The organism is Peribacillus sp. NPDC096448 (assembly GCF_044762675.1).
GTDB lineage: Bacteria > Bacillota > Bacilli > Bacillales > DSM-1321 > Peribacillus > Peribacillus frigoritolerans_B.
In genome coordinates, this window is sequence record NZ_JBIWEU010000011.1 from 202,665 (window position 1) to 229,305 (window position 26,641).

24 protein-coding genes are annotated in these 26,641 nt (G+C 41.5%); 10 read left to right on the forward strand and 14 right to left on the reverse strand.

The genetic code is table 11. The features are described from left to right. Positions 1 to 19: 19 nt before the first annotated feature. From ACIQ0C_RS19220 to iadA, 6 genes are all read right to left on the reverse strand, one after another. Positions 20 to 1,399 (reverse strand): amino acid permease, encoded by a 1,380-nt coding sequence (locus ACIQ0C_RS19220; RefSeq protein ID WP_403062825.1) that lies wholly within the window; start codon positions 1,397 to 1,399, stop codon positions 20 to 22. Between the two features lie 365 nt (positions 1,400 to 1,764). Next, on the reverse strand, positions 1,765 to 3,189 hold the full coding sequence (gene lpdA, locus ACIQ0C_RS19225; protein WP_403062828.1) for a dihydrolipoyl dehydrogenase: 1,425 nt from the start codon (positions 3,187 to 3,189) through the stop codon (positions 1,765 to 1,767). Beyond that, on the reverse strand, positions 3,190 to 4,470 hold the full coding sequence (locus tag ACIQ0C_RS19230) for a dihydrolipoamide acetyltransferase family protein (RefSeq protein ID WP_403062831.1): 1,281 nt from the start codon (positions 4,468 to 4,470) through the stop codon (positions 3,190 to 3,192). A gap of 33 nt (positions 4,471 to 4,503) precedes the next feature. Next, positions 4,504 to 5,487, reverse strand: a complete 984-nt coding sequence (locus ACIQ0C_RS19235; protein WP_403062901.1) for an alpha-ketoacid dehydrogenase subunit beta — start codon at positions 5,485 to 5,487, stop codon at positions 4,504 to 4,506. Continuing rightward, complete coding sequence (gene pdhA, locus ACIQ0C_RS19240) at positions 5,487 to 6,599, reverse strand: pyruvate dehydrogenase (acetyl-transferring) E1 component subunit alpha (RefSeq protein ID WP_403062833.1); 1,113 nt, start codon at positions 6,597 to 6,599, stop codon at positions 5,487 to 5,489. Before pdhA ends, ACIQ0C_RS19235 begins: the two co-directional genes overlap by 1 nt. 868 nt (positions 6,600 to 7,467) lie before the next feature. Next, entirely contained in the window at positions 7,468 to 8,643 is a 1,176-nt protein-coding gene (iadA, locus tag ACIQ0C_RS19245) for a beta-aspartyl-peptidase (protein WP_403062836.1), read from the reverse strand. 193 nt (positions 8,644 to 8,836) lie between these two features. Here iadA and ACIQ0C_RS19250 point away from each other — a divergent pair, with 193 nt between their 5' ends. After that, positions 8,837 to 9,145, forward strand: coding sequence for a hypothetical protein (locus tag ACIQ0C_RS19250; RefSeq protein ID WP_403062839.1), 309 nt, complete (start codon positions 8,837 to 8,839; stop codon positions 9,143 to 9,145). Positions 9,146 to 9,336: 191 nt separating this feature from the next. Here the strand turns inward: ACIQ0C_RS19250 and ACIQ0C_RS19255 are convergent, their stop codons facing one another. Continuing rightward, entirely contained in the window at positions 9,337 to 11,334 is a 1,998-nt protein-coding gene (locus ACIQ0C_RS19255; RefSeq protein WP_403062842.1) for a transglycosylase domain-containing protein, read from the reverse strand. A gap of 321 nt (positions 11,335 to 11,655) precedes the next feature. Between ACIQ0C_RS19255 and ACIQ0C_RS19260 the strand changes: the two genes are divergently transcribed. The 4 genes from ACIQ0C_RS19260 (at position 11,656) to ACIQ0C_RS19275 (ending at position 16,740) form a co-directional block, all read left to right on the forward strand. Then, positions 11,656 to 12,180: a universal stress protein gene (locus ACIQ0C_RS19260; RefSeq protein ID WP_403062845.1), complete on the forward strand. Its 525-nt coding sequence runs from the start codon at positions 11,656 to 11,658 to the stop codon at positions 12,178 to 12,180. Positions 12,181 to 12,906: 726 nt separating this feature from the next. Next, positions 12,907 to 13,794 carry a cation diffusion facilitator family transporter gene (locus tag ACIQ0C_RS19265; protein WP_403062848.1) on the forward strand — a complete coding sequence of 296 codons (888 nt, stop codon included), beginning with the start codon at positions 12,907 to 12,909 and terminating at the stop codon, positions 13,792 to 13,794. A gap of 234 nt (positions 13,795 to 14,028) precedes the next feature. Continuing rightward, entirely contained in the window at positions 14,029 to 15,138 is a 1,110-nt protein-coding gene (locus tag ACIQ0C_RS19270; RefSeq protein WP_403062850.1) for a histidine kinase N-terminal domain-containing protein, read from the forward strand. 270 nt (positions 15,139 to 15,408) lie between these two features. Further along, entirely contained in the window at positions 15,409 to 16,740 is a 1,332-nt protein-coding gene (locus ACIQ0C_RS19275; protein ID WP_402836697.1) for a hemolysin family protein, read from the forward strand. A gap of 55 nt (positions 16,741 to 16,795) precedes the next feature. On the opposite strand, the gene uptA is transcribed toward ACIQ0C_RS19275, so the two are convergent. The 4 genes from uptA to ACIQ0C_RS19295 all read right to left on the reverse strand — a co-directional run bounded on the left by uptA (position 16,796) and on the right by ACIQ0C_RS19295 (position 19,223). Continuing rightward, complete coding sequence (gene uptA / locus ACIQ0C_RS19280) at positions 16,796 to 17,425, reverse strand: undecaprenyl phosphate transporter UptA (RefSeq protein WP_403062904.1); 630 nt, start codon at positions 17,423 to 17,425, stop codon at positions 16,796 to 16,798. 172 nt (positions 17,426 to 17,597) lie between these two features. After that, entirely contained in the window at positions 17,598 to 17,750 is a 153-nt protein-coding gene (locus ACIQ0C_RS19285) for an Lmo0850 family protein (protein ID WP_403062853.1), read from the reverse strand. Between the two features lie 92 nt (positions 17,751 to 17,842). After that, positions 17,843 to 18,556, reverse strand: coding sequence for a FixH family protein (locus tag ACIQ0C_RS19290; protein WP_403062856.1), 714 nt, complete (start codon positions 18,554 to 18,556; stop codon positions 17,843 to 17,845). Between the two features lie 94 nt (positions 18,557 to 18,650). After that, the gene (locus ACIQ0C_RS19295) at positions 18,651 to 19,223 is read right to left on the reverse strand and encodes a YitT family protein (RefSeq protein ID WP_403062859.1); all 573 of its coding nucleotides are present in this window, start codon (positions 19,221 to 19,223) and stop codon (positions 18,651 to 18,653) included. 616 nt (positions 19,224 to 19,839) lie between these two features. Between ACIQ0C_RS19295 and ACIQ0C_RS19300 the strand changes: the two genes are divergently transcribed. After that, positions 19,840 to 21,192 carry a hemolysin family protein gene (locus tag ACIQ0C_RS19300; RefSeq protein ID WP_402836704.1) on the forward strand — a complete coding sequence of 451 codons (1,353 nt, stop codon included), beginning with the start codon at positions 19,840 to 19,842 and terminating at the stop codon, positions 21,190 to 21,192. Between the two features lie 187 nt (positions 21,193 to 21,379). Beyond that, entirely contained in the window at positions 21,380 to 21,529 is a 150-nt protein-coding gene (locus tag ACIQ0C_RS19305; RefSeq protein ID WP_170956573.1) for a hypothetical protein, read from the forward strand. Positions 21,530 to 21,536: 7 nt separating this feature from the next. On the opposite strand, the gene ytvI is transcribed toward ACIQ0C_RS19305, so the two are convergent. After that, complete coding sequence (ytvI, locus tag ACIQ0C_RS19310; protein WP_403062862.1) at positions 21,537 to 22,580, reverse strand: sporulation integral membrane protein YtvI; 1,044 nt, start codon at positions 22,578 to 22,580, stop codon at positions 21,537 to 21,539. Between the two features lie 128 nt (positions 22,581 to 22,708). Between ytvI and ACIQ0C_RS19315 the strand changes: the two genes are divergently transcribed. Beyond that, a complete protein-coding gene (locus tag ACIQ0C_RS19315) occupies positions 22,709 to 22,912 on the forward strand; it encodes a hypothetical protein (RefSeq protein WP_057275739.1) in 204 nt (67 codons plus the stop codon). Between the two features lie 977 nt (positions 22,913 to 23,889). After that, positions 23,890 to 24,309, forward strand: a complete 420-nt coding sequence (locus ACIQ0C_RS19320; RefSeq protein ID WP_034314851.1) for a MarR family winged helix-turn-helix transcriptional regulator — start codon at positions 23,890 to 23,892, stop codon at positions 24,307 to 24,309. Positions 24,310 to 24,375: 66 nt separating this feature from the next. On the opposite strand, the gene pdxR is transcribed toward ACIQ0C_RS19320, so the two are convergent. Continuing rightward, a complete protein-coding gene (pdxR, locus tag ACIQ0C_RS19325) occupies positions 24,376 to 25,767 on the reverse strand; it encodes a MocR-like pyridoxine biosynthesis transcription factor PdxR (RefSeq protein ID WP_403062865.1) in 1,392 nt (463 codons plus the stop codon). 103 nt (positions 25,768 to 25,870) lie between these two features. On the opposite strand from pdxR, the gene ACIQ0C_RS19330 reads away from it, so the two are divergent. Beyond that, positions 25,871 to 26,449 carry a GNAT family N-acetyltransferase gene (locus ACIQ0C_RS19330; protein WP_403062868.1) on the forward strand — a complete coding sequence of 193 codons (579 nt, stop codon included), beginning with the start codon at positions 25,871 to 25,873 and terminating at the stop codon, positions 26,447 to 26,449. A gap of 47 nt (positions 26,450 to 26,496) precedes the next feature. On the opposite strand, the gene ACIQ0C_RS19335 is transcribed toward ACIQ0C_RS19330, so the two are convergent. Continuing rightward, on the reverse strand, positions 26,497 to 26,640 hold the full coding sequence (locus tag ACIQ0C_RS19335; protein WP_402836716.1) for a hypothetical protein: 144 nt from the start codon (positions 26,638 to 26,640) through the stop codon (positions 26,497 to 26,499). Position 26,641 lies beyond the last annotated feature (1 nt).

The window sequence follows — 26,641 nt, forward strand, 5'->3', positions numbered from 1 at the left end:
TCGTATCTTTTACGTGGATTTATTTAGCGATATTCTTTTCTATTATAGGTGTTTCCTGTTTGTCCACACTTTTAAATTTAAAAATCGAAATCGAGATTAAGGCAGCCAGCACAATCAGGCAAGCAATGATACTGATCCGATTCTGTTCACTGAACACGAACGTGACACAAATGATGCTTAAGGTGATTACGGTAAACAAGGTTACATATGGAAATCCCCACAATTTAAAACTCGGGGCTTTGGGATATGAATTACGAAGTTTTAGCTGCGCTAAACAGATGCTGATCCATACAAGTGATACTACAAAACCCGGAAACGCCATTAATAGAGCAAATGCCTTGTCCTGTGCAACGAAAGTAATCATGGAGCCGACGACCAATACAACTGCACTTAATATCAAACTGTACATGGGAACGCCATTTTTTGATACATAAGAGAACGACTTGGGAGCTTCCCCTTCTGCAGCTAAAGAATGCAGCATTCGGGTACACCCATATATTCCAGAGTTAGCGGCTGATAAGACGGCCGTAATCAAAATGAAATTCATGATATGTGCAGATCCCTGAAAACCTGACATTGACAAAACTTGTACAAACGGACTTGCCTGGTCGCTAATTTCGTTCCACGGAATCAAACCGCAGATTACAAGAATCGGTAAGGTGAAGAATAATACGACTCTCCAAATATAGTTTTTAATGACCTTAGGTAAAATGCGTTCTGCATCCTTTGCTTCCGTTACCGTCACCCCTATTAACTCGGAACCGCCATAGGAGAACATGACGATCAGTAAGGCCGAAAAGATGGACATCCACCCATTTGGGAAAAATCCTCCATGCCCTGTGAAGTTTTGCAGATAATTAGATCCGCCGCTTGGGATGACACCAAATAAAATACAGGCTCCCAATATGATGAATAAGATGATCATTGTAATTTTAATGCCAGCAAACCAAAATTCGAATTCACCATAATTTTTGACATTCATCATGTTAATTCCAATGATGAAAGCTGCACACCCTAAACTTAATATCCATAGCGGGATTGCCGGGAGCCAATACTGCAAGAAGCTTCCTGCCACCACTACCTCAATGACACAAACGGACAGCCACATGAAACAATACATCCAGCCTACGATGAAGGAGAAGCGCTTACCGAACGCTTTCTGAACGAAGCCTTTCATATTCGTATTTGGATAGACGATTGCCATCTCCGCTATAGCACCCATGACTACAAGCAGTAATAATCCTGCAAAAATATAAGTGAATATGACTCCTGGCCCTGCTAACGATATGGTTTCGGCACTTCCTTTAAAAATCCCAGTACCTATTGCCCCTCCCATTGCCATCATACTAATATGCCGCGGCAATAATTTCTTTTGCAATGATCCACCATTTGACTCCATTTCATTTGCCTCCTTCATTCCATAATTTCCTCGTATAAATTAAACCCATTTCAATCGTTGAATGGCGAATAGATTTGTTATCTCATCAACCGTTATGGTTTAGGAGTTGAAGGATCCAAAGCTTTATTGAAAACTCTATACTTCCCCAAAGTAAAAATGATATCAATATGCCGATGGTTTTACAAGAGGGAATCATTGCTGGCCAATACGCCCCTGTTTGGTCAAACGCCGGGACAGATTTTCGAAATGGAGTGAATTTACTGATAGCCTTGCCTTTCGGGTACCAATTCCAGGTTTTTGACTCCATTAAGATATAACATTCTAATCGGGGACTACATTGGTAATCCCCATGACTTTACCTTTTCCTATTTATTTACGATGTGAATTGCATGTCCCAAAACTGCCTCAGCCGCTTCCAACCACCCCTCGGTCAAAGTGGGATGAGGATGCATGCTGAGGGCTATATCTTCGACCCGAGCCGCCAGCTCAAGGGCAAGGACCCCTTCACCTATAAGGTTGGAAGCATCAGCACCTACCATATGCATTCCGAGCAATATATGGCTTTTGGCATCCACGATCACTTCTGCAAATCCCTCCGTTTCATTCGTTGCAAGCGCCCTTCCGTTGGCACTGAACGGAAATTTGCCAACCTTGACGCTGTATCCCTGTTGTTCAGCTTCTTCACGGCTTAAACCAACACCAGCTATTTGTGGTTCCGAGAAGATTACATAGGGAACATATGGCGAGTCAACAGCACTTGGCAGCCCCGCTATCACTTCAGCTGCCACGATTCCCTGTTTGGACGCTCGATGGGCAAGAGCAGGACCTGGCGTAGTGTCACCGATGGCAAAAATGTGCGGCACATTTGTACGGCATTCCATATCCACTGCTATATGGCCTTTCTCGCCAACCGTAACTCCAGCCCGATTCAGGCCAATTTCTTCAGTGTTAGGGATCCTGCCAATTGTAACCAGGGTCTTTTCGCTCACGACCGCTTCCGTCCCTTGTTCTTCCGAGGACACAAGAAGATGCACTTGACCATCCACTACACTCGCTTTTTCTACCCGCGAGGATGTTTTGATATTGATCCCAAGCTTCTTGACATTCCGGGTGACCTCCTTTACCAGGTTTTCAGCAACTTGGGGAAGAATGCGATTGTCCATCTCAATGATGGTCACTTTAGTACCTAGCTTTGCAAATGCCATACCCAGCTCGATTCCGATATATCCTCCGCCGATGATCGACAAGCTTGAAGGAACTTCTTTCAGCTGCAAAGATGTTGTTGAATCCAATATATATTCTCCATCGACTTTAATGAAGGATGGAATGAAAGGTCTGGACCCTGTCGCAATAATTGCCTGTTCAAACTTGTAAGTTTCAAAATCGCCATCGGTTTCAACTCCAATGCGGTCATCAGATAAAAAGGTTGCTTGGCCTTTAACCACCGTCACTCCGTTTTCCTTACACAAATGGGCAATACCTTGCCCCAACTGGGATGTGATGCCCGCTTTCCAAGCCTGCCAAACTCCCAAGTCCATAGTGGTTCTTTCCTGAGACAGCCGGATTCCCATTTTCCCTAAATCGTTAAGCCCATGGTATTGATCAGCTGCGTGAATCAATGCTTTTGAAGGTATACAGCCCCGATTAAGGCAAACCCCGCCCAGCTTATCCTTCTCAACCAGCACGACCGATTTTCCTAACTGGCCGAGACGAATAGCCGCAGCATATCCTCCCGGACCTCCTCCAATAATGATAACCTCCGTCTCAACAGCAACTTCCCCTACTACCATTTATCTCATCTCCACAACTAAACGAATTGGATTTTCCAGCAATTCCTTGATTTTATTGGTAAAGTGCACCGCTGTTACCCCATCAATCAAACGATGATCGAAAGAAAGCGACATATTCATCATTAAACGGATAACACCTTCCAAATCGCGAACGACCATACGATGTTCCATTTTATGCAAAGCTAATATGGCCGCTTCCGGATAGTTAATGATCGGGGTCGCGTGCATCCCTCCGATCGGCCCTACATTGCTGATGGTAAATGTACTGCCTGTGATTTGATCTATGCTCAACTTCCCTTCACGGGCTTTGGCTGCCAATTGCCTGATTTCATCAGCAAGTTGGAAAATGGTTTTTTGATCTGCATGTTTTATGACCGGAACAATGAGACCTTCTGTTGTATTCGTCGCAATCCCAATATGATAATAATTCTTCAGGATGATTTCATTGGTTCTTTCATCAAGTGAAGCGTTTAATGTTTTGAACTCCTTTAAGGCGATGACAATGGCTTTAATGAAAAATGGCAAAAAAGTCAATTTTATATCCTTATCATCGGAGTACTCCTTCAATTGATTTTTAAATTCCTTCAATCGGTCCATTTCCAATTCATCTACATGGGTTACATGAGGAATGGTCGAAACGGACTTTACCATATGTTCAGCGATTTTTTTACGAATGCCTTTAAGCGGTATCCGCTCTTCCCGCTCATTTTCCAAACCTTTTGCAAGTACGGCATCCTTCATCGGGGCCATCTCTTGAATAGTTTTGTCATCATGCTGTTTGGCATTTTCCCGTGTAAACGAATTATTTTCTTGAAACTGCTTCAAGTCACTTTCGGTAATTCGCCCAGCTGGACCGGAGCCTTTAACCTTCTCGATATCAATCTTCATTTCCCTGGCCATTTGACGCACGAATGGGGTTGCCAACGCACGCACTGCCTGATGATGCTGTTTAGTCGTAATATGCTCCGGATTTAATTTTACATCACCGGATTGCCCGACTTGGTTTTCTTCTTCCCTAATGCCTGTATCCGGAACTGACACATCGTTCTCTTCCTGAATCGTGAATATAGTGGTTCCCACTTCCACAATATCCCCTTCGGAAAAAAATATTTTCTTAATCACTCCCGCTGCCGGAGCTGTCAATTCCGCATTGACTTTATCCGTTTGCACCTCAACAATGGGTTGGTCCTGTTTTACAGCATCCCCTTCTTTGATGAGCCATTGGATAATTTCCCCTTCATGCATCCCTTCCCCTACATCAGGAAGTTTAAATTCCATCATGCGTCATCCTCCTTCTCCTTCTCCCTTAATCAATTAAAATGATATCGTTTCGACTATTCCTTGTTTTACACGGTCAACAGTCGGTAAATAATGATCTTCTATTGTAAACGGCGGAACCGGTACATCAAATCCTGTTACACGCTTAATCGGCGCTTTCAGGTAAATAAGAGCTTCATCATTAATGATGGAGATAATCTCCGCACCTAATCCGGCAGTCTTGTGGGCTTCATGGACGATTAATGCACGACCTGTCTTTTTAATGGATTGCACGATCGTATCCCTATCTAAAGGGTATAAAGTTCTAAGATCGACCACTTCACATTTCCAGCCTTTTTCTGCTTCAATCTTTTTCGTGGCATTCAAGGCCTCCCTTAACATGGCCCCCCATGCAAAAATGGTCAGATCGCTTCCCTCCTGGACCACTTTTGCTTGACCGATTGGTATTCGGTACATTTCGTCGGGAACTTCTTCCTTAAAAGCCCGATACAATTTAGTCGGTTCCAAAAAAATCACCGGATCTGGATCTTCGAGCGCTGAAATGAGCAGCCCTTTTGCGTCATATGGATTACTGGGTGCAACCACCTTTAAACCAGGAGTATGGGCAAAGAAGGTTTCGACACTTTCGGAATGAAGTTCCGGGCCCCTGATTCCGGCACCATATGGCGTACGAATTACGAGGGGCACCCCAAATTGCCCCCGAGTACGATATCTCATACGGGCAGCATGGGAAACGAGCTGCTCGAATCCCGGATAAATAAAGGCGAGAAACTGGATCTCCACTATGGGCAGCATTCCATTAAGAGCTAAACCAATGGCAGAGCCGATGATTCCGGATTCAGCTAATGGCGTATCCACAACTCGATCATTTCCATACTTCTCATAAAGTCCTTCCGTCGATCGAAAAACACCGCCATTCACCCCAATGTCCTCACCCAAGATCATCACGCGATCATCATGACCCAGCATTTGGTCCAGCGCTTCCGTAATAGCCTGAAGCATCGTTAAATTTTTGCCCATCATTTCTTCCCGCCTTTCTTTAAGAATTGGTTCAATTCCTGCTTCTGTTCCTTTAGATGCCATGACTCCTCGGCATATACATGGTTAAACATTTCGAGCGGGTCGGATTTCGGATACCCTTCGGCCTTTTTAAGGTGAGCATCAATCAGTTCGTTGAATTGCTTTAACACCAATTCTTCCTGTTCTTCATTCCAATGCCCCTCTTTATTCAAATACTTTCTAAGACGTGTAATGGGATCCCTATTTTCCCTCCAGAACGTTGAAATTTCATCCTGATCGCGATATATGTTCGGATTGTCTGCAGTAGTATGGGCGCCATAGCGAAAAGTAATGGCTTCGATTAATGTAGGCCCTTCCCCTTTAAGCGCTCTTTCGACAGCCTCCTTTACAGTCATCCATACTGCAAAAATATCATTTCCATCCACTCGAACCCCATGGATGTCATAAGCAGCAGCCCGCTGGGATATTGTTTTGGATGCCGATTGCTTCTCAAAAGGCACACTGATTGCGTAGCCATTATTTTGGCAGAAAAAGATTGTCGGGGTTTTATATACGCCGGCAAAATTCAGTGCTTCATGAAAGTCCCCTTCAGAAGTCGCTCCATCACCAAAATAGGCTATGCTAACATTCTTTTCGCCTTTAATCTTACTCGCCCAAGCCGTTCCAACTGCATGAAGCATTTGAGTGGCAATTGGAACACTTGGAGGCAATAACCTTTTTCCTTCTGGACAAATCGAACCATCAAAATGTGCCATCCAGTATAGGAAAACACGGTATAATTCCTGTCCATGAATGATTGCTGCTCCATGATCACGGTATGTGGGAAACATCCAGTCCCCTGCCGCCAATGCCAAAGCGCTTCCTGCTTGGGAAGCTTCCTGCCCTTCGAAAGGTGCATAAGTCCCGATCCTGCCTTGGCGCTGGAGATTAATTGATTTTCGGTCAAATGTTCTTAGCAGGAGCATGCTCTCATACATCTTTAACATAAGTGATTTATCGATTTTTCCATCAATCGTTTCAATGATTTCCCCATCTGGAGTCAATACACGAAAAATTTCCGGCTCAACTCCACTTGAATGCGCTTTCATTATTGGGTTTCCCGTCTTTTCCATTTCATTTCTCCCCTTAAGATAGATTTGTTTTGCAAACTTACCTAGGTTTTGAACAGTCATGAAATAACAGCCCAAAATGTTTTTATTGGTCTTTATATCTGTGATTAAATGCTGTTTCATAAACTACATTTCCTTATATAAAAGGATAATACATCCAGGTTTTTAATAATATGTTAAATAGAATGAATTTTTTACATATTACCTTTATTTAGAATATGTTTTCTGATACCTCACCTTCATTTTGAAAATGAGAACCTTTAATGGGGAAATTTCAAATTGATTACCAACAAATTGTGATATGCCCGATAGATTCAGAACCTTCACCCAAAAAGTATCCAGCACAAAAAAGCCCCATTATATAATATATGGGGCTTTTTTGTGCTGGGTACAAACTCCAAGAAATCCAGTTTCATACGGTTTTTATAGAATATTCCAGTTGATCTCAGAAATTCGCTCCCTTTCCGCCGACTGCCTGCCAAACCTCCTCGGCGCAAGCGCCTGTGGGGTCTCGGCTAGCCAGTTTTTCGGCAGGAGTGTCGCATATTTCTTCAATCCATTGAGGATTACGGTAACAAACATGAAGGGTAATCTAGTTTTTACTAAAACAAACGTTCCAGTTGATCCCAGAAATCCGCTCCCTTTCCGCCGACTGTCTGCCAAGTCTCCTCGACGCAAGCGCCTGTGGGGTCTCGGCTAGCCAGTTTTTCGGCAGGAGTGTCGCATATTTCTTCCATCCATAAGTGTTTCATTTGATAAAATAGTAAAAAACAAATCATGGTTTTGGATTAGATCAATGTAATCCCTTTTTGCATTTCAGGATAAATGGTTAGAACTCGCACCGGAAATAGCACCCAAAATTTGAAAAGATCTATTTTTCAAATGTTCCTTTCACGACTGCTTCACCATCTTTGACCATGATCTGCCCCATCGCGATAACACTATTTATTTCTAAAGTTTGTTGATTCATCATGACGATATCGGCGTCCTTACCTACTGAAAGTTGTCCCTTTGCAGAAAGCTTTAAAATTTTTGCCGGGTTTTCCGTCACAACTCGTATGGCATCGGCAATTGTCACTCCATCCTCGAGGACCGCATCGACAACACAATCATATAAGGACATGCATGTACCAATGTTCAAACCGCGAAGGTTGCCGCTTCCATCGAAGTCTGGCAGGCTGGCTTGCCCATCTGAAGTTATGGTGATCTGCCCGATTTCAACACCTTTTTCTAGTGCCATTTTTATTGCAGTACTTGCTTTGACCTCCCCTTCTTCGAGGAATTTCTGGATTGTACTTGTCGTAAAATCTATATACCCCCCTTTTTTTGCATATTCCACCCCTGCATTGAATAAATGCGGATTTCGGTTTATATGTGTAGGGTAGAACTGAGTGATCGGTATTTCCGTTGTCTCGACCACTTCTTCAATTACCTGCAAATGATCTAGACTGTCGCCGACATGAATGTTGACGATACCGCTTTTCCCGGACAACAGACCCCCATTACGCGCCTGCGAGGCCAGTTTAGCGAGTTCAGCTGCAGTCGGCTGCGAAGAACGATGATCTGCAATGGCTATTTCGCCAACACCGATAATTTTATCCACAAGAATCAAATCATCCTCGATCTTACCGGTTAACGTCTTGACTGGAACTTGATACGAACCAGTCTGAACGAAGCAGCTAATTCCTTCTTCTTCAAGCGCTATCGCTTTAGCGAGCAGTGCAGGCATCGTCCTTGTCGTTCCATCTGTGCCGATGACCCCCACCAATGTCGTTATACCCGCTAAAGTGGCATCCGTTAATTGGATTTCAGGTGTCCTCGTTTTAAAGCCCCCTTCCCCGCCTCCGCCGATAATATGTACGTGAGCATCTATAAAACCCGGAGCCACAATTTGACCACTCGCATCAATCACTTTCATTTCAACGAAATTGGCAGGTACATCAATCTTGTCCTCAATGAAGCCAATTTGCTTTCCCACCAAGAGGATATCTTTTTGGCCCATATATTCCGGACCATAAAGCTCCCCATTTTTAATAAGTGTGAGCATTGTTCGTTCCCCCTCCCAAAATTGAAATTTTCAAATAGGTTTCAAAATCTTTCACTCGGGTAAATATACAACATGACCCGCTAACAATTACATAAAAAAGTCCAAACATACTTGTTCATTTTTAAAAGTTGTAGCTGAATTGACATCTTGATTATGCTTTTCCAAAAGTATAAAAACAAAAGGAGTTAACGACATGAATAAAGTGATTTCTTCTGACATTAAAACAAATAAAAGATTATCCCTGCGACAAATCATGAACCTATATCAAGTTACAAAAGAATTTAAAGGGAATATATATTTCATCTGCAACCATAAATTGGTCGATGCCAAGAAACTTTCGACTTTCGTATCCTTTGTGCTCATTCTTCAAGAGTGTGCAACCATGAAAGTCATACTTGAAGGCGAGAATGTACATGCCATGCTTGAAAAAGTACAGGCTATTTGTAAAGAAAATGATGAAAGTGTATTTCATTTCCAATCGAACCAAACCGTAAATATTTGAATTGATTCCAACTACATTTTGAAGAGGGTGTATTTATATGAGAACCATTTTAATGGTGATAGGCGCAATCGTCGTAATCGGTATAATAGCAAATCTCATTTTTTAAGAATGATGAAAGACTGTCAATGATTGACAGTCTTTTTTTGTTGCTTTAATTAAGAAGGGCTTGTTCATGCTCCCAGACTTGAGAATTACCACGGAACCTCCCAGTCCCTCCATTTATTCAAGCCTTCCCGTATTTCATTTCCTTTATCAATCCAATATTGTCTCCTTTTCTCCTCTTCTGCCTTTTCCTGTTGCTCGGCAATAATTGCCTGTTGTTCTGCTATAAGCGGACCGATATCTTGAGCTTTAAAAGATTGAGCAGCCTGATTCTGTAAAGCTTGCGACATTATTTTTTGAAAGATGAGTGCACTTCCCTGACTGCTGTGTGTCGTTAGATAATGTTTTTCGTCCGTCTTATCATATCCTGCCCAAACAGCACCGACCAGCGAAGGTGAATATCCGATGAACCATTGATCTTTAACCCCTGATATTCCTTCGATGGGAACTTGTGTGGAACCTGTTTTACCTGCTATTTCATAACCGGAAACAGCCGCGTTTTTCGCTGTGCCATATTCCACTGTTCCTAGCAGCATGGCATTCATTTTGTCGACGGCGCCTACAGAGGTCACTTTGGTGCTATTCTCTTTCCAGGCGGCAACCTCTTTTCCATCGGCATTTTCTATTCTTACAATGGCATGGGTTTCCATCCGTTCGCCTTCGTTGGCGAAAGCTGAAAAGGCTCCTGCCATCTGCAGCGGGGATACACCTTTCTTCATCCCTCCTAAAGCGATCGACAGGTTTCGATCATCCTTGTCATATGGAATCCCAAACCGCTTAAGTGAATCAAGCCCCTTATCGATGCCAATCTCATTCAATAGCCAAACCGTCGGTACATTCAAGGAATTCATCACCGCTTCATACATGGGGACTTCTCCTTTATATTCACCACTCAGGTTTGTTGGCTCATATTCACCGAAGCTCATTTTTTCATCCTTTAAAGGGTCAGTGATATCATATCCCTCTTCAACTGCTGGCGTGTAAACGACAAGCGGTTTAATGGATGAACCAGGAGACCTTGTCAGTTGGGTTGCCCGGTTATATCCCATGAATTGATGTTCACCTCTCCCGCCGACAAGTGCTTTTATGCCGCCCGTTTCAGGATCAAGAAGGACAGACCCGCTTTGAACCAGTTCCTCTGTACTCGTTCCAACCGGAAAATTGGCTGCATTCTCATACACGGTTTCTGTAGCCTGCTGCATGGATTGGTCCAGAGCCGTGTAAATTTTATACCCCTTTGAAAGCAGATCCTCAAGCTTAATTCCATATTTACTCGATGCTTCCGATAAAACATGATCGACATAATAAGGATACTTACCTCTTAATGGATCGGTTTCCTTCTCCCCCATAAGAAGTGTTACCGAATCTTTTTTTGCAGCCGCTTCTTCATCTTTCGTCAAATAACCATGTTCCTCCATTCGCGAAAGAACCAAATCACGCCGCTTCATTGCTCCGTCCAAATTCTTGTATGGATCAAGTTTGGATGGCAAGTTAATGACTCCCGCCAGCAATGCTCCCTCGGCAACGGTCAATTCAGAGACCTCTTTGGAAAAATAAATATTTGCAGCCTTTTTGATTCCCCATGCCCCATGGCCAAAATAAACTTGATTCAAATACATTTCCAGAATTTCATCTTTTGTATATTGATTTTCAACTTCCTGGGCCAGAAAAAACTCTTCTATCTTCCTCTTCAGTGTTCGATCTGATTCCAGCATCGTGATTTTCACAAGCTGCTGGGTGAGAGTGCTCCCGCCTTCAACAACGCTTCCAGCCTTCGCATTTTTAACCAAAGCCCGCATGATCCCTTGATAATCTATGCCGTGATGTTCATAAAAACGGTGATCCTCAATGGAAACCACCGCTTGTTTCATATGTTCCGGTATTTCATCTATCGGAACACCTTCGGATTTATTTGCCGTGATCGTACTGGCTAGGTTCCCATCCAGATCATAGATTCCTGTAGGTTGCTGAAGACTATTTTCAAGATGACTTATATCAGCACCCTGCCTGAAATACAATAGTGAACCGGCGCCTAAAACCACAATCGCCAATATTATAATTAGACCTACTTTCACTAACCCTTTCATTTGTACCCCCATTTTCCCATCTGCGACATGTTTCATTAAAAATATTTTACCCTTTTTGTTAAAGAAAACTCTTCGATTGAATAAAAGGCGCCCTTTTCCTGTAGCACTATACTCGTTAATCGGCATCCTTGCCGATGATATCCCTACATCTTCTGAGCATGCCAATTAACTGAAGGACCCAGATTTCATCCTACCATCTTAACTATGCTCGTATCTATCCTTTACCCGTAAAAGGCAATCTATATACCGATTGAAGGCGTGAAGCCATTTAAAAGTGGGTATAACACTTTTAATGGCTTATAACGGGGAGAGATGATAGTAATGAAAGACTTAAAACATATTGTCGTCGCTTTTGATGGAAATGAAGAGAGTAAACGTGCCGTCGAATATGGAGCAACATTGAAAAAGGCCTTTCCAAAAGCCGAGTTGACCGTAGTTCATGTCCTAAATGATAAGGTTGAACAGCGTATCATGGGTAACGCCTCGGCGCCGGGGTTCGTACCCTCTGCCGGATTTTATGTGGATCCAGTCCAGACACATCCTGTTGTTGAAGTTGATCAGCCAAGAGATCAAAAGGTAAATGACACCCCTTCCGCCGTCGAGAATAGTATTCAGAACGCAGAAAGTAATACGTTGAGATTGTTAAGTGAATATCAAGTTAAGGGAAGATTCGAACTATTGGAAGGATATGCGCCAGATAGCGTGTGTGACTTTGCAGCAAGAACCTCAGCTGATCTTATCGTTGTCGGCAATAGCGATAAAAGCGGTTTGGAAAAATTCTTCCTTGGCAGTACAAGTAGTTCCATTGCGAAAAACGCACCATGTTCGGTATTCATTGCAAAATGAAGATTAAGCGGGTTCACCCTGACTGGCTGCGAAAAAAGGGGTTCGGAATGGTCTTACCCCGAACCAAAATTTTAAAGGAAAACTTGATTATCCTTCATGTTTTTTACTTGTTTATACGGATGAAACCTCATTGCATTGAAGAAATTTGAGACACACCTGCCGAATAACTGGCTAGCCGAGACCCTGCAGGCGCTTGCGGTGAGGAGGCTTGGCAGACAGTCAGCGGAAAGGGAGCGGATTTCTGAAATCAAGTGGAACTTTTTTCATTTGTCTACAGTCTAAGGCCGGATTCTTATAGAATCCGGCCTTGTTGTTAATAGGATTTTTTCAGTATTACATTTGGAGCAGCCGAAAAATACCGGGGTGCTAATTGCTGCCCAAAACCTCATCCTGTATCAGTGCTAACTATCAGGTTCAAAATGCCTGAACCTGAACCGTTCACTCTCAGCATTTTGGCTCCTTGTGGAAGTATTTAATTTTCGATCATCGGTTAGAATATACTATTAGTTTCTCTAAATGATTAAAGAAACTGTACATGTCATCAAAACTCACTCTTTTTACCATTTAATGTAAATATCATTTTGTTTATCCAACTTCTTTACAGACCTTCAATACACCTGCCGTTAACCAAGTTAGGTGGCTAACTACGACAATTTTTCTATAGACTCACTAAGGTTTGATTTGGTATCTTTATTAAGCCTAATTTACATTGGGGAGGGAATGGACATGGATAAACATTCGATATCAGCTGAAAAAGGCGCCTACATAAGCATTGCCGCTTACATATTCTTGTCTGCTCTTAAATTGTCATTTGGTTATTTCGGTGACTCTAAAGGGCTTTGGGCTGATGGTTTAAATAATACCACCGACATCATCGCTTCCATAGCCGTTTTGATTGGTTTGAAAATTTCAAAGAGACCTCCTGATGATAATCATTCATATGGTCATTTACGGGCGGAAACAGTAGCGTCGTTGGTAGCTGCCTTCATCATGATAACAGTGGGCCTTCAGGTTGTATTCAGTGCCATTGAATCCTTCTTTCACCAAGATTCAACAACCGTTCCCAGTATGCTGACCGGTTATGTCGCTCTATTCTCTGCAATCTTCATGTATGGAATCTACCGTTATAACCTTTCTTTAAGTAAAAAAATCAACAGCTCTTCCATCTATGCCGTTGCACAGGATAATCGGTCCGACGCCCTTGTCAGTGTTGGAGCTTTCATTGGAATCATCGGTACTAAGATGGGAATCCCTTGGCTGGATGCGATAGCTGCAGCAGTCGTGGGGGTCATCATATGCAAAACGGCCTGGGATATCTTTCGTGATGCCTCCATCTCTTTAACCGATGGTTTCGACGAGCAGCTCCTGCAAAAGATCGGACAAACCATTATACTGACAGAGGGTGTTAAAGACATGAGTGAAATTAAAGCCCGGATGCATGGAAGTGAAATCCTTCTCGAAACTACCGTTCATGTCAACCCTCTTTTGACCGTCATTCAAGGTCATGATATTACAGTTAAAATCGAAGAAAATCTTTTGAAGGAATATAATATCCAGCATGTAATCGTTCACATCGAACCATATGCATTTCATAAAAAAGGTAACCGTCATTAACTGCGGATACCTTTTTTTGTTATTAATTCCTGTAATTACTGTAATAAAACTGTGTCAAAAAAAGGTATTTATTGCTTAATTGCCGAATATTTATCCAATTGACACATGTTAAAAGAACAGTAATCTGTTATCATGAAAACTATATGTAATTATTTTGATATTTTGTAATTTTATTCAAATAAAGTACTTTCTGGGTCAAAAGTAAATTCATTTTCCTACAGTATGGAGGGCAAAATGGTATCTAATCGAGAAATGACCATTCACTTTTTATCTTCTCAAAAAAACAGTATCATTTCCAAATGGAAAGATGAGTTGCTGCATTTACCGGACGGATATCTGGGGTATTTTAAAGGAGAGGTGGAAAATATTTTTAACCTGCTAATGGATCAGCTTGGAAAATCGGACGCTGAACAAGACGATGTACTGAAGGTCGTAGGGGAAAAAATTGCGGCTGATCGAGTTAGTAAGCAATTGGATATGGAAAATCTCTTTTCCACTGCAACCATCGGGAGATCCATCATCATAGAGCACATTTTGAATTCCGAAGCACCCAAAGAAGAAATATCGGATCTAATTAAACAAGTAAATGTTTACTTCGATAAACTCATTCATTATGCATTATCCCATTATACCGAATTGAAAACGATGGAACTTGAAGAACGCTATCAATTCATAAGCCCAAACCATAAAGACCGTTTGACACTCCTTGGCCAAATGACCTCAAGCTTTGTCCATGAATTCAGAAATCCACTGACTTCCATCATGGGATTCATACAATTGTTACAGGCAGAACAACCTGAGATAAAATACCTTGATATCATTTCAAAAGAATTGGATCAGCTCAATTACCGGATCACACAATTTCTTAATATTTCCAAAAAGGAAACTTCAACATCACAACCTGATCTATTTTCCATTGCTCAGCTTGTGAATGAGGTGATCGAATTTTTATATCCCAGCATTTTGGAAGTTAATGCTTCCATTACATGTAATATTGCCGAGGATGCCGTAATTTCCGGTTCCAAAGAAGAATTCCGTCAAGTTTTACTTAATATTATATTAAATGCTCTTGATGTGGTTGCAGGGATGCCTTCCCCATCCATTTACATTTCAGGCTCTGAATCACCACCCGGCATTCTTACTTTAAATATATCTAATAATGGGCCGAAGATACCTGACGACGTCCTGCCGAATATTTTTGAACCATTCATCACCACAAAAAAAAGGGGAACGGGATTGGGGTTATTCGTCTGTAAAGAAATCGTTTTAAAGCATCAAGGAACCATATCCTGTCACTCTACGGATTTCCTTACGACCTTTTCCATACAATTAAAAACTAAATAATGGATAATTATCCTTTTTTCCTTAGGCTTTTAGTGTGAAATTTTTGACTGATTGACGTCCAGTTACTTATACTAATAGGAAGGTTCCACTACTAATCGAGGTGAATGATCCTATAGATTGAAAATAAAAACCATAATAATTTCATACAAGATAGACGATACTTATTTTTCCATCTAACATTTTAATATCATTTCATTCATTATTGGTTTTGGGAGGTGACTGGGATAATTAAATCGTTCGGCACATCTGGCGATTCAAGTCCCACACTAATTGGACATATTAAGTTTTTTATTTGTCATTATTTTAATTGCTTTAACAGCCTTTTTTGTAGCTTCGGAATTTTCGATCATAAGGGTTCGTAGCTCTAGGATCGATCAATTGATTGAAGAGGGAAACAAAAAAGCCATTGCAGCAAAGAAGGTTACATCCGATCTTGATGAATACCTATCCGCGACACAGCTTGGAATTACCGTTACTGCCCTTGGATTGGGGTGGCTGGGACAACCGACCGTCCTTAAATTGGTTGGCCCCTTATTCAATGCCTTGAATATCCCTCAAGAAGTCACAAACATTCTGACATTTGTCATTTCATTTTCCCTGATAACGTTCCTGAATGTGGTTGTTGGTGAATTGGCTCCAAAGACGGTTGCCATCCAAAAGGCTGAGCAAGTGACCTTGGCAATTGCCGGCCCGCTGATTTTTTTCCATAAGATAGCCTTTCCCTTCATCTGGGCCTTGAATCATTCTTCCCGATTCGTTGTCGGATTATTTGGCTTTAAGCCAGCATCCGAAAGCGAAATAGCCCATACGGAAGAAGAATTGCGTTTCATCCTATCAGATAGCTATAAAAGCGGGGAGATTAACCAGTCGGAATTTAAATATGTAAATAACATCTTTGAATTCGATGATCGTGTTGCCAAAGAAATCATGGTTCCAAGGACAGAAATCATGACCATATCCAAGGATGAAACGGTACAGGAATTCGTCGATGTGGCCAAATTGGAAAAGTACACTCGATATCCTGTTGTCGAAGGTGATAAAGACCATGTCATCGGCTTAGTGAACTTAAAGGAAGTTTTCTCGGATCTTATTAAGAACCGGGAAATCCATATCAAAGCGATTGAAAATTACGCTCGTCCGATCATCCGGGTAATGGAAAATATACCAATTCACGATTTGCTGTTAAAAATGCAAAAAGAACGCATTCATATGGCTATTTTGATGGATGAATACGGCGGAACTTCCGGACTTGTCACAGTCGAGGATATCCTCGAGGAAATCGTTGGGGAAATTCGCGATGAATTCGATATCGATGAAGTTGCCTCAATCAGGAAAATTAATGATGGACATTATATTTTAGACTCCAAACTTCTTGTAAAGGAAGTGAATGATCTACTTGGCATTCACTTGGAAGAAGATGATGTCGATACTATAGGCGGATGGGTCCTTACTGAAAACTATGATGTGAAGGTAGGGGACATCATGGAAAGAGACGGATTCTGCTTTAAAGTGATTGAAATGGAAGATCACGCCATTCGTTCTATTGAGGTCACAAAAAAGGTCGTACAGCTTCCTTTGGGAGAAGACCTTACCCAAGGATAATGATTAAAAACAGCCACGTAAAAGGTTATTTTACGTGGCTGTTTTTTCGATTTGTTCATTTATTGGGAAACCGTCCCACCTTTTTGACCGTTACGATTGGAGGTGTGCTCTTTTTTTTCCATAAGATATACAGCATGATAAAGATAAAGGAAAAACCAGCAGCCGGAATAAGATAAGGTTCAGTTATTACCCGGATTTGCTGCCAATTCTCGCCGAGGATCCTTCCTAAGGTCAGGAACAATATGGTCCAAGGTATGACAGCCGCAACCGTATAAAATATAAACTTCCATATGGACATCCTCGCAATTCCTGCAGGGATGGAAATAGCATGGCGAACCACCGGAATGAACCGAGCCGTAAAAACCACGCCTACGCCATAACGCTTAAACCACTCTTCAGCATTTACAATATGATTTTCTTTAATTAGAATATATTTTCCATATTTCAAGAGAAAGGGCCTGCCTCCATAATAACCAGCCCAATAGAGAAATAATTGTGCCATCGTCCCGCCGGCCACACCTGCAAGAACAGCTCCCCAAAAATTCATTTTCCCCAGGCCGACCACATAACCACCGTATCCGAGAACAAGCTCACTCGGGATGATTTCAACCATCAGCCCCAATAAAATCCCGATATATCCCATTTCCGCAAACCAATTCAATATCGTCATAATAAACTGTGATATCATGCTATCGGACTCCCCTTACCGCTAATTTCAAATTGTTTGTCCTTCTATCCTATTCAGCTCATAACGTTCTATTCAATTTTTCATATCCAGTTTCACAAGCATCACATTTAGGAATGCATAAAAAAAGACCAGCTGCTATGTACTCCGGTCTCTTTACATCAATATTCTTTTAGTTCCCCTTTTGGGGAAAATTGAAAAAAACAGCGGTGGTGAGTAAGGATGAATCATTTTGTGAAACATTAGTGAAAATCTCCTGCCGTGATTTCGTTTTTTCAATATGAATCCCGAGATCTTTATACTTGTTGATTATTTGATTATTCATGCTCACCCTCCCTTTCTGCTGTACCGTTATCCTTTAACTTCCCATTTAACGAAGTGATAAAACCTGTTTAAACAATTCGATCTAAAAAACAATCAATTGACTTGAATGGTCTGTAGTTGATGTTCATGCACTTCGTCTTTTTCAACATGTACCTGCACCTTATAGGTTCCCGCTTCTTCGAAAGATACCTTATTTAGATATGTTCCATTTCCATCTTCTTCAGCTTTGGTGAAATGACTTTCTTCACTGCCTTCCTTCCACACCTCGAAATTCACATCTGCATTTGTCAGTGGCTTCCCATTCAATTCAACTGTCGCTTCAAAGTTCGAACTGTTTCCTGCCTTTACAGGGTTACTTTGAAACTCGATAGATACATCCGTACTAGGATGAACCGATGCACCTTCACTTTCATGTTCTGGAACGACAACTTCTTTTTCAGGCATTACATGAAGGCCTTCAGCCGTTACATGGGAGACTACAATATATTTGCCTTGTTCTTCAAAAGTATGCATCACTTGATACATGCCACTTCCAGTATTCTTTGCTTCAAGCATTTCCCGTTTATCCTGTCCGGACTTTCTCACTTCAAACAGTACCTCATCAGCTTCATTCACCAATTGGCTTCCCTGTTTCACTGTCGTTTCAAGAATGACTTCTTTTCCTGGCTCCAATTTCCCTTTAATGACAATTGATGCATCCATCGATTCTGGAACAGCACTGTTCACTTCCTTATCCTCTGGCATTTCAGATTCTTGACACCCTGCCAGCATGACTAACAAAGCAGTGCACATATAAAGTTTTTTCATATGAACTTCCCTTTACTATTTATTAGACTAAAAATCTGTCCTCTTCATATTGCCCATCCTTTCCTTTTTTCTGATTTTTATACATAATTTAAGATCAAATAGTTCGCATCACGGTGACTGAAGTCAGCATGGCTACCGCGATGATCGTTAAAAATGAATATAAAAAGATTGAAGTCCCCACAACGCTCAATCCGCAAAGCAGTACACATCCATCAATGAAAAAAATAAGCAGACCTACATTGAGTCCACTCTTCCTGGAAATGATCTGTGCCAACATATCCGTTCCGCCTGTAGAGGTCCCATACCGAAGCATCAAGCCGATTCCAAGTCCAATCAACCCTCCCCCGAGAATCGCACTTACATAAATGGGAAGGTTCCATCCTGTGACGGCGTCGGAAAAAATATCGATGCATAAAGAGGAAAAAAGCAAGCCATGCAAGCTGTTCAGAAATAATTTTTTTTCAAAATACCAAGCATATATATATAATGGAATGCTGCTCAAAATCACACCCAGTCCAGTCGGAAGTCCTATATAGTAATGAAAAATCAGCCCAATCCCTATCATGCCGCCATCCAATAAATGATAAGGTATCAGAAAAAAATTGATTCCCACACCCACTAGCATGCTGCCGGCAATGATCGCCGCCATCCTTTCCATGATTTTCATGGCTGCCACCCCCTTTGATTCTTGCTTTTAAAACTTGTCTTGGTTTCTATAGAATATGTTTGTACCATCCAAAAAATAATGAACTGACCAATTTTTTATGAAACGGCATCTAGTTTTCTGAATATTCTATAATACGTTACAATAAAGTAGAGAAAACAGTCAAAAACAGCTAATTAGTAGCTCAAATTGATCCTTTACAAGCAATTTACCGGATTTAAGGTGCAGTAAGCTGTTTGACTGAATGATTAACTCTTTCTATAATGAAAGTATTTAATTAATTAGATTGAGGTGATTTGATGGGGCATTAAAGAATGTTCGTTTTGACGGACGGACGCTGCTTTGCGTAACGGATATGTGCATCCTTTTGGAAAATGGCTGCACTCCTTCAGACAGAAATTCTTCTATTTCCCGTCTACGCATCGCTAATCGGCATATACTATTATTCTCTTCATCACTAAAAGATATGGGAGTTCAAGCGGCTGCACATCTATTACCACAGGCTTTTTTGAAGTAATCCCAAAAATATTCAGCACGGCAAAAAAAATATACTTGTATATTTTAAAAATGTAGGAGGTGTACTCCTTATTCGTCTCGAAGGCGAGTTAAGGGAGACTATTTGGACATAATAAACTTGGTTCTTATTGCCATTTTAATTGCTTTAACAGCATTTTTTGTAGCTACGGAGTTTGCGATTGTTAAAGTGAGAAGCACGAGGGTCGATCAATTAATTGAAGAAGGAACGCCGAATGCTCTTTCAGCAAAGAAAGTCATATCCAACCTGGATGAATACCTCTCAACATGCCAGCTCGGAATTACCGTTACCGCTCTAGGGCTTGGGGTGCTTGGGGAACCGACAGTTGAAAAGATTTTGCATCCACTCTTGAATCAATTGAATCTCCCAAATTCAGCTTCACATGCACTCTCGGTTGCAATTGCCTTTTCTCTCATTACCTTCATGCACGTGGTTGTTGGGGAATTGGCACCAAAAACATTGGCGATTCAAAAAGCGGAGCAAGTCACTTTATTGGTTTCCAAACCTTTAATTGGTTTTAACAAAATCATGTATCCATTCATCTGGGTACTGAATGGCTCTGCAAGGACGCTTACAAGAATGCTAGGATTAAAAGCGGTTTCCGAACATGATTTGGCTCATACAGAAGAAGAGCTTCGAATCATTGTTTCCGAAAGCTACAAAAGTGGCGAAATTAACCAATCAGAGTTTAAATATGTGAATAAGATTTTTGAATTCGATGATCGGATCGCAAAAGAAATCATGGTTCCACGTACAGAAATTGCAACGGTATCCAAAGATGATACGATCCAGCAGTTTTTCACCGTAATGGCGGAAGAGAATTTTACACGATATCCTGTCATTGACGGTGATAAAGATCATGTTATCGGAATGGTCAATATCAAAGAGCTATTCACTGAAATGATAGACAAGAACAATCAGTCAGCGTCAACGATCGAGCGATATGTTCGTCCAATCATCCGTGTCATTGACAGTATCCCGATTCACGATTTACTTTTAAAAATGCAAAAGGAACGGATTCACATGGCTATCCTCATGGATGAATACGGCGGTACATCAGGTTTGGTGACCGTGGAAGATATCCTTGAAGAAATCGTTGGCGATATCCGCGATGAATTCGACCTGGATGAAGTTCCGGATGTCCGCAAATTAAAAGAAGATCACTACATCATCGATGCCAAGGTATTAGTCAGTGAAGTGAATGATTTACTTGGATTGGATATCAATGATGAAGATATTGATACGATGGGTGGATGGATCCTTACCGAGAATTATGAGGCCAAACAAGGTGATATCCTGACTTATGGTCCCTATAACTTTAGGATAAAGGAAATGGAAGAACACCATATTCGTTATATTGAAATATATAAACAAGCAAAAGTCGTAAGCGAAGTGAAAGAATTCCCGATCATATCACAAACCGAAATCGTTTCATGATAATAACCCCCGTTCCTAAAAACAATAGGAGCGGGGGTTATTTTTTTCAACTGGTACATGAAATTAAATAAATACATATTATATAAAACCTGCTTCATTTAACATTGGATGATTACATGAAGTATAGTTCTACCTTTATTGTTTCATACTATTAAAAAAGCGATACTTTTTGAAGGAGTGAGGAATCATGAAACTCATAACCATTTGCCAGCACTGCAAAGGAAAAGGTAAAACCCGTTACCTGCAATTCTTCTCCCGGGACTGCAATCATTGCAACGGTCAAGGTAAAGCGGTAAAAGATATGTCAAATTTAAGAAATCAGGCCAAAAACATCTAATACTCTTTCATATTTTGAAGTTGGTTTTGATGACACCTGCCCTCTTTAGCGTATCATAAACAATCAGGATCGAAGGTCCAAGGAAAAGCCCAAGGAAACCAAGCATCTTAAAGCCTAAATAAAGACTGACCAACGATGCCAAGGGGCTTAATCCCATATTTGCTGAATAGATTTTTGGTTCAATGGTCCTTCTTATGATGGTAATCACCAGGAATAGGATGATGAGGCCAATACCAAGATGATGATTTCCTTGAGCCCAAACGATCGCTGCCCAAGGAACCAGTACAGATCCCGTCCCCAAGATAGGAAGAATGTCCACAACCACTATTAACACTGCCAATGGAATCATATACTTCACATTTAACAACCATAGTCCTCCATAAGCCATGATGAACGTTATTAAACTCAACAGAATTTGCGCCTTTATGAAGCCTACGGCTGCCATACTTAAATCTTGATAAACTAGCGAAATCTTTTGATAGGTGGATGTCTTTAAATAAAGGATCGCCTTTTTTCTTAATTTAGGCAAATCAAGACTGAATAAGAATAAAGCGATTAAGTAAATTAAAAAGTCAATGAAAAATCCCGGAATGAGTGTAACGAACTGAACCATATCCTGAACAAAGCCCTCTGTGAACCCCTCCAGAGCCATGACTCCCTTTTCCATCGTCTGTTCTATCGATTGAATGAGATTTGGCGGCAAAGTTTGGGAATACCGTTCCCATTGCCTAATGACTGGCAATATAGCCGTCAAATACACTTCACGTATGAAACCCGGAAATTCTTCCGAATAGACAATGACCTTCTTGATTAATACCGAAAAGGAAAAATAAGTGATGCTTATAAGCCCGCCTACATATAAAACAAACGAAATCAATACTGCCCAAAAACGATGCAGCTTTGCCGTTTCACCAATCATGCGGACCAATCCATCCAAAAGAATGGCGGTGAGCAACGCTAAAATCAACGCCCATGAATAGGGAATGACGATTAATATGACTAAAAGGAGAATCCCCCTCCAAAACCAGCGAAAAAAGACGGCGACATTCACTGAACAAACCCTCCTTGCACTTTCCTGTTCTCCTTATATTTATGAAACGGGGTCACATATATTTCGCTTATACGTTTTATTTTCTCAATAAGGGGAAAAAGGGATATAAAGAGATGGAGGGATTGACATTGGATAATAAAGATAAAGAAAAGTATCTTGAAGAGCGTAATGATAAATCCAAGGCCTTCAAGAAAAATCAGGAAAAACAGCTGGAACGTGATCAAGTGGTCATGCCCATTGATGATTTACCAATTGATGAAATTAAATATGAACATCAAGAAGAACGAAATAAAAAAGAAACAAAGCACCGCTCCACCAGCGAAAAGTTTTAAACAAAAACCAGCCACTTTTGAGGCTGGTTTTTGTTTGCAGGATATAATTGCATTCAGCTCAAAGGTAAGGTGGCGTTTTTGACTTTCACCAATTCTCGGCGGCAATTTGATACTTGCTAATGGAACATTCTAACTAAATGTTATAACAAAGTGGATTGGAGAGGAAGGTACGAGACTCCTGCGGGAAAAGCGAGTCAAGGGGAGACCCCGCAGGCACAAGCCGAGGAGGCTCCCCGGACCGCCCGCGGAAAGTGAGTGCCTGGAGGGAAATCCGCGTCCAAATTATACTAGCCATAAGAAGGGGCCGGAAAACGTATCTTTCTTTAATTGATGTACCGGCAACACCTTCAACTTCTCATGTATGGTTTCTAACCAAATGTTATAACAAAGTGGATTGGAGAGGAAGGTACGAGACTCCTGCGGGGAAAGCGCGACCAAGGGAGACCCCGCAGGCACAAGCCGAGGAGGCTCCCCGGACCGCCCGCGGAAAGCGAGTGCCTGGAGCGGAAATCCACGTCCAAATTATACTAGCCATAAGAAGGGGCCGGAAAACGTATCTTTCTTTAATTGATGTACCGGCAACACCTTCAACTTCTCATGTATGGTTTCTAACTAAATGTTATAACAAAGTGGATTGGAGAGGAAGGTACGAGACTCCTGCGGGGAAAGCGCGACCAAGGGAGACCCCGCAGGCACAAGCCGAGGAGGCTCCCCGGACCGCCCGCGGAAAGCGAGTGCCTGGAGCGGAAATCTACCATCCAAATGGACAAACCAATTGTGCATATGCCCCCCCCCCCCCCCGCCTTTGTTTTTTGATGATTTGGGAAGGCCGGGCTTTCCCTCAATCCATTAATATTTTTCCCTTCCCCGCTTTACTTCCAAAAATAAACATTGACTGAAATAAATGATTCTTTACAATAGACTTTTAAGAATTAAAGAATATAATGGATTGGTCGACCATTATAAAGGAGAATCATATGACGAACCCTACTCAATTATTTCATCAATATTTACAAGTATCGAGATCTTTAGTCAGCAAAATGAATGAACAAATTACAGCCCTTGAAATTTACCATAATCAGTGGACAATCCTGAATTACTTAAAGAACTGTGGCTATTCCACAATTCCCGATATTTGCAGTTACCTGGATGTAGATAGTGTTATCATCACACGTTCGGTCAACAGTATGGAACAGAATAATATGATTAAACAAGTTCCTGGTAAAGATGAACAGGAAAAACGAATCGAACTGACCCCCCGGGGCAAAGAGGTACATACAAAATGTCTTAAAATTGCAGAAAAAATCGAAGGAAAAGCCCTGGAAGGCATTACTGAAGAAGAACAGGAAGTATTTTTCCAGACTGTCCTTAAAATCCTTAATAATATAAGAAATTAAAATGGGTAGCTTATATCATTGTTGAATAAGTGTGAAGCAAGGCCTTTTCCTTACTTTCGCACCAAGCTAAAGCCATGCCTTTTTTAAAAGCCGGATTCCAGCTTCAATTTCTCTTTCGGTTAAACCACCGTACCCAATCAAAATAGTCGGATCTTTCACATTCTTTGAATGATAAACCGATGTTGGGTGGACTTTAACCCCTACACTGGCAGCCTTCTGGATGAGCTCTGCCTCACTGCTGCCGTTTTTTACTTTTAAAAGAACGTGCAATCCTGACTTTTCACCGATTATGGCTACACGATCATGGAAGCTTTCTTCAATTGCATTCAGCAGCACCTTATTCTTTTTACGATAAATCGTTCGCATTTTATTCAGATGGCGTTCCCAATGTCCATTTTTCATAAAAAGACAGAGCGTTTCCTGAATCAGTCTGGAAACGGTCTGTTTATATCCAATTAACTTATGCTGAAAGCCGCAAGCCAACTCCATGGGTAATACCATAAATCCCACCCTGATCGATGGGATGAGCGACTTTGAAAACGTGCCTAGATAGATGACCCTTCCATTTGTGTCCAACCCCTGCAAGGACGGAATCGGTTTGCCTGCATGTCGGAATTCCCCGTCATAATCATCTTCAATAATATAACCTTTTTTTTCCACTGCCCAATTCAGTAATTCCACCCGTCTAGTTATCGGCATGATCATACCGGAAGGAAATTGATGGGAAGGAGTGACATAGGCAACATTCGCTGCACTCTCTTTCAAGGAGTCCACACTCATTCCACTTTCATCCAAGGGTATGAATGCCGTATCCGCTCCCTCCAGCCTCAGTACCTCCCTTACCCGATGAAAGCCAGGGTCTTCCAACCCAAATAACTGCTCATTTCCAAGAAGTAACCGCAGCAGATGGATGAAATACTGGGTACCTGCTCCAATGATGATTTGATCAGTCCCGCAGCGGACTCCTCTCGATTGAAATAGATAGGATGAAATCTCAGCCCTGAGCCCCCATTCCCCTTGAGGGTCACCGCTCATGAACATTTCCCTTTCCTGTAGATACAACGTATTGTTCAAGCATTTTTTCCACACGGCATGCGGGAAAGAATCCACGTCCACCCGGCCATGATTGTAATCTATCTCATTTCTTTCATTTGGAGGGCCCATCGTCCCTTCTGTTACAGGCAACGGCTCATTCAATGCTGAGATCGGCTCTAAATCGGCTACATAATAACCTTTCCTCAATTGACTTTCCACATACCCTTCTGCCATCAACTGCTGATAAGCTGTATCCACTGTATTCAGGCCTATCCCTAAATGCAAGGCCAGCTTACGTTTAGAAGGCAGTTTCATTCCGGCCTTTATTTGCCCATTTTGGATTTCCTTTATAAAGTATTTATACAATTGGACATATAAAGCTTCTTTATTCGTTTTATCTAAGGTTAGAGTGATTTCAAACATTTGGTCCTCCTTCAATCTGGTTCCATATATTATATCAGCATTGGTCCTTATTGAAGAACCAGAATATTTTTATAATGAAGATATCAATCAAGAGGAGGATACTATGGAGCATATCGAATTGTTCGGGAAACACGTGATACTCGCCCCGATTATGGAACATCATATCGAACCGCTTTATGCCGCTTCCCTGCCATCTGAAATATGGGAATGGAGCGCAACCAAAATTTTGTCATATGAAGAGGCGATTTCCTATGTAAAGGAAGGCATTCGAGCAAGGGAACAGGAACTTCATCATCCATTTGTCGTTATCGATCAAACTGATGATTCGATAGTTGGCAGCACAAGCTTAAGAAATATTCAATTTCATAATCAATCCCTGGAAATCGGCGCGACTTGGTATCATCCCGACAAATGGCGGACAGCTATTAACACAGAATGTAAGTACTTGCTACTGCAGCATGCTTTTGAAAAGTGGCAAATGAAACGGGTTGAATTCAGGACGGACGAATGCAACAAAAGATCGCGTGCAGCAATAACCAGGCTCGGTGCCCTTGAAGAAGGCATTTTGAGAATGGAGAAAAAACTGCAAGATGGAAGGATCAGGAACACGGTGGTCTACAGTATTCTCGAGCATGAATGGCCCAGTGTGAAAAGGAATTTGGAAGCCTTTTTGAAAAGGTGAAGATGAGAAAAAGAGTGCCGTTGTTATGCACTCTTTTTCTCTTGCTGCTATTTTTCATTTGAGTCTTCATGAATTTTCGATAAAGAATCCTTTTGTCTTTTCGTTGATCGAATGAATACGAAAACGCCAATCGCAAATAAAAACGGCATTAGTAAAGCAAAAAGAAGATAAATCATATCACCAAAGAACAAG

What these genes read in the sequence shown, in the direction of transcription:
- ACIQ0C_RS19270 (WP_403062850.1), top strand. Translation starts at nt 14,029, where the DNA reads ATGGTATCTAATCGAGAAATGACCATTCACTTTTTATCTTCTCAAAAA.
- ACIQ0C_RS19295 (WP_403062859.1), bottom strand. Translation starts at nt 19,223, where the DNA reads ATGAAAATCATGGAAAGGATGGCGGCGATCATTGCCGGCAGCATGCTA.
- ACIQ0C_RS19265 (WP_403062848.1), top strand. Translation starts at nt 12,907, where the DNA reads ATGGATAAACATTCGATATCAGCTGAAAAAGGCGCCTACATAAGCATT.
- ACIQ0C_RS19320 (WP_034314851.1), top strand. Translation starts at nt 23,890, where the DNA reads ATGACGAACCCTACTCAATTATTTCATCAATATTTACAAGTATCGAGA.
- ACIQ0C_RS19230 (WP_403062831.1), bottom strand. Translation starts at nt 4,470, where the DNA reads ATGATGGAATTTAAACTTCCTGATGTAGGGGAAGGGATGCATGAAGGG.
- pdhA (WP_403062833.1), bottom strand. Translation starts at nt 6,599, where the DNA reads ATGGAAAAGACGGGAAACCCAATAATGAAAGCGCATTCAAGTGGAGTT.
- pdxR (WP_403062865.1), bottom strand. Translation starts at nt 25,767, where the DNA reads ATGTTTGAAATCACTCTAACCTTAGATAAAACGAATAAAGAAGCTTTA.
- lpdA (WP_403062828.1), bottom strand. Translation starts at nt 3,189, where the DNA reads ATGGTAGTAGGGGAAGTTGCTGTTGAGACGGAGGTTATCATTATTGGA.
- ACIQ0C_RS19255 (WP_403062842.1), bottom strand. Translation starts at nt 11,334, where the DNA reads ATGAAAGGGTTAGTGAAAGTAGGTCTAATTATAATATTGGCGATTGTG.
- ACIQ0C_RS19285 (WP_403062853.1), bottom strand. Translation starts at nt 17,750, where the DNA reads ATGAATAATCAAATAATCAACAAGTATAAAGATCTCGGGATTCATATT.
- ACIQ0C_RS19250 (WP_403062839.1), top strand. Translation starts at nt 8,837, where the DNA reads ATGAATAAAGTGATTTCTTCTGACATTAAAACAAATAAAAGATTATCC.
- ACIQ0C_RS19290 (WP_403062856.1), bottom strand. Translation starts at nt 18,556, where the DNA reads ATGAAAAAACTTTATATGTGCACTGCTTTGTTAGTCATGCTGGCAGGG.
- ACIQ0C_RS19330 (WP_403062868.1), top strand. Translation starts at nt 25,871, where the DNA reads ATGGAGCATATCGAATTGTTCGGGAAACACGTGATACTCGCCCCGATT.
- ACIQ0C_RS19220 (WP_403062825.1), bottom strand. Translation starts at nt 1,399, where the DNA reads ATGGAGTCAAATGGTGGATCATTGCAAAAGAAATTATTGCCGCGGCAT.
- iadA (WP_403062836.1), bottom strand. Translation starts at nt 8,643, where the DNA reads ATGCTCACACTTATTAAAAATGGGGAGCTTTATGGTCCGGAATATATG.
- ACIQ0C_RS19305 (WP_170956573.1), top strand. Translation starts at nt 21,380, where the DNA reads ATGAAACTCATAACCATTTGCCAGCACTGCAAAGGAAAAGGTAAAACC.
- ACIQ0C_RS19260 (WP_403062845.1), top strand. Translation starts at nt 11,656, where the DNA reads ATGAAAGACTTAAAACATATTGTCGTCGCTTTTGATGGAAATGAAGAG.
- ACIQ0C_RS19235 (WP_403062901.1), bottom strand. Translation starts at nt 5,487, where the DNA reads ATGGGCAAAAATTTAACGATGCTTCAGGCTATTACGGAAGCGCTGGAC.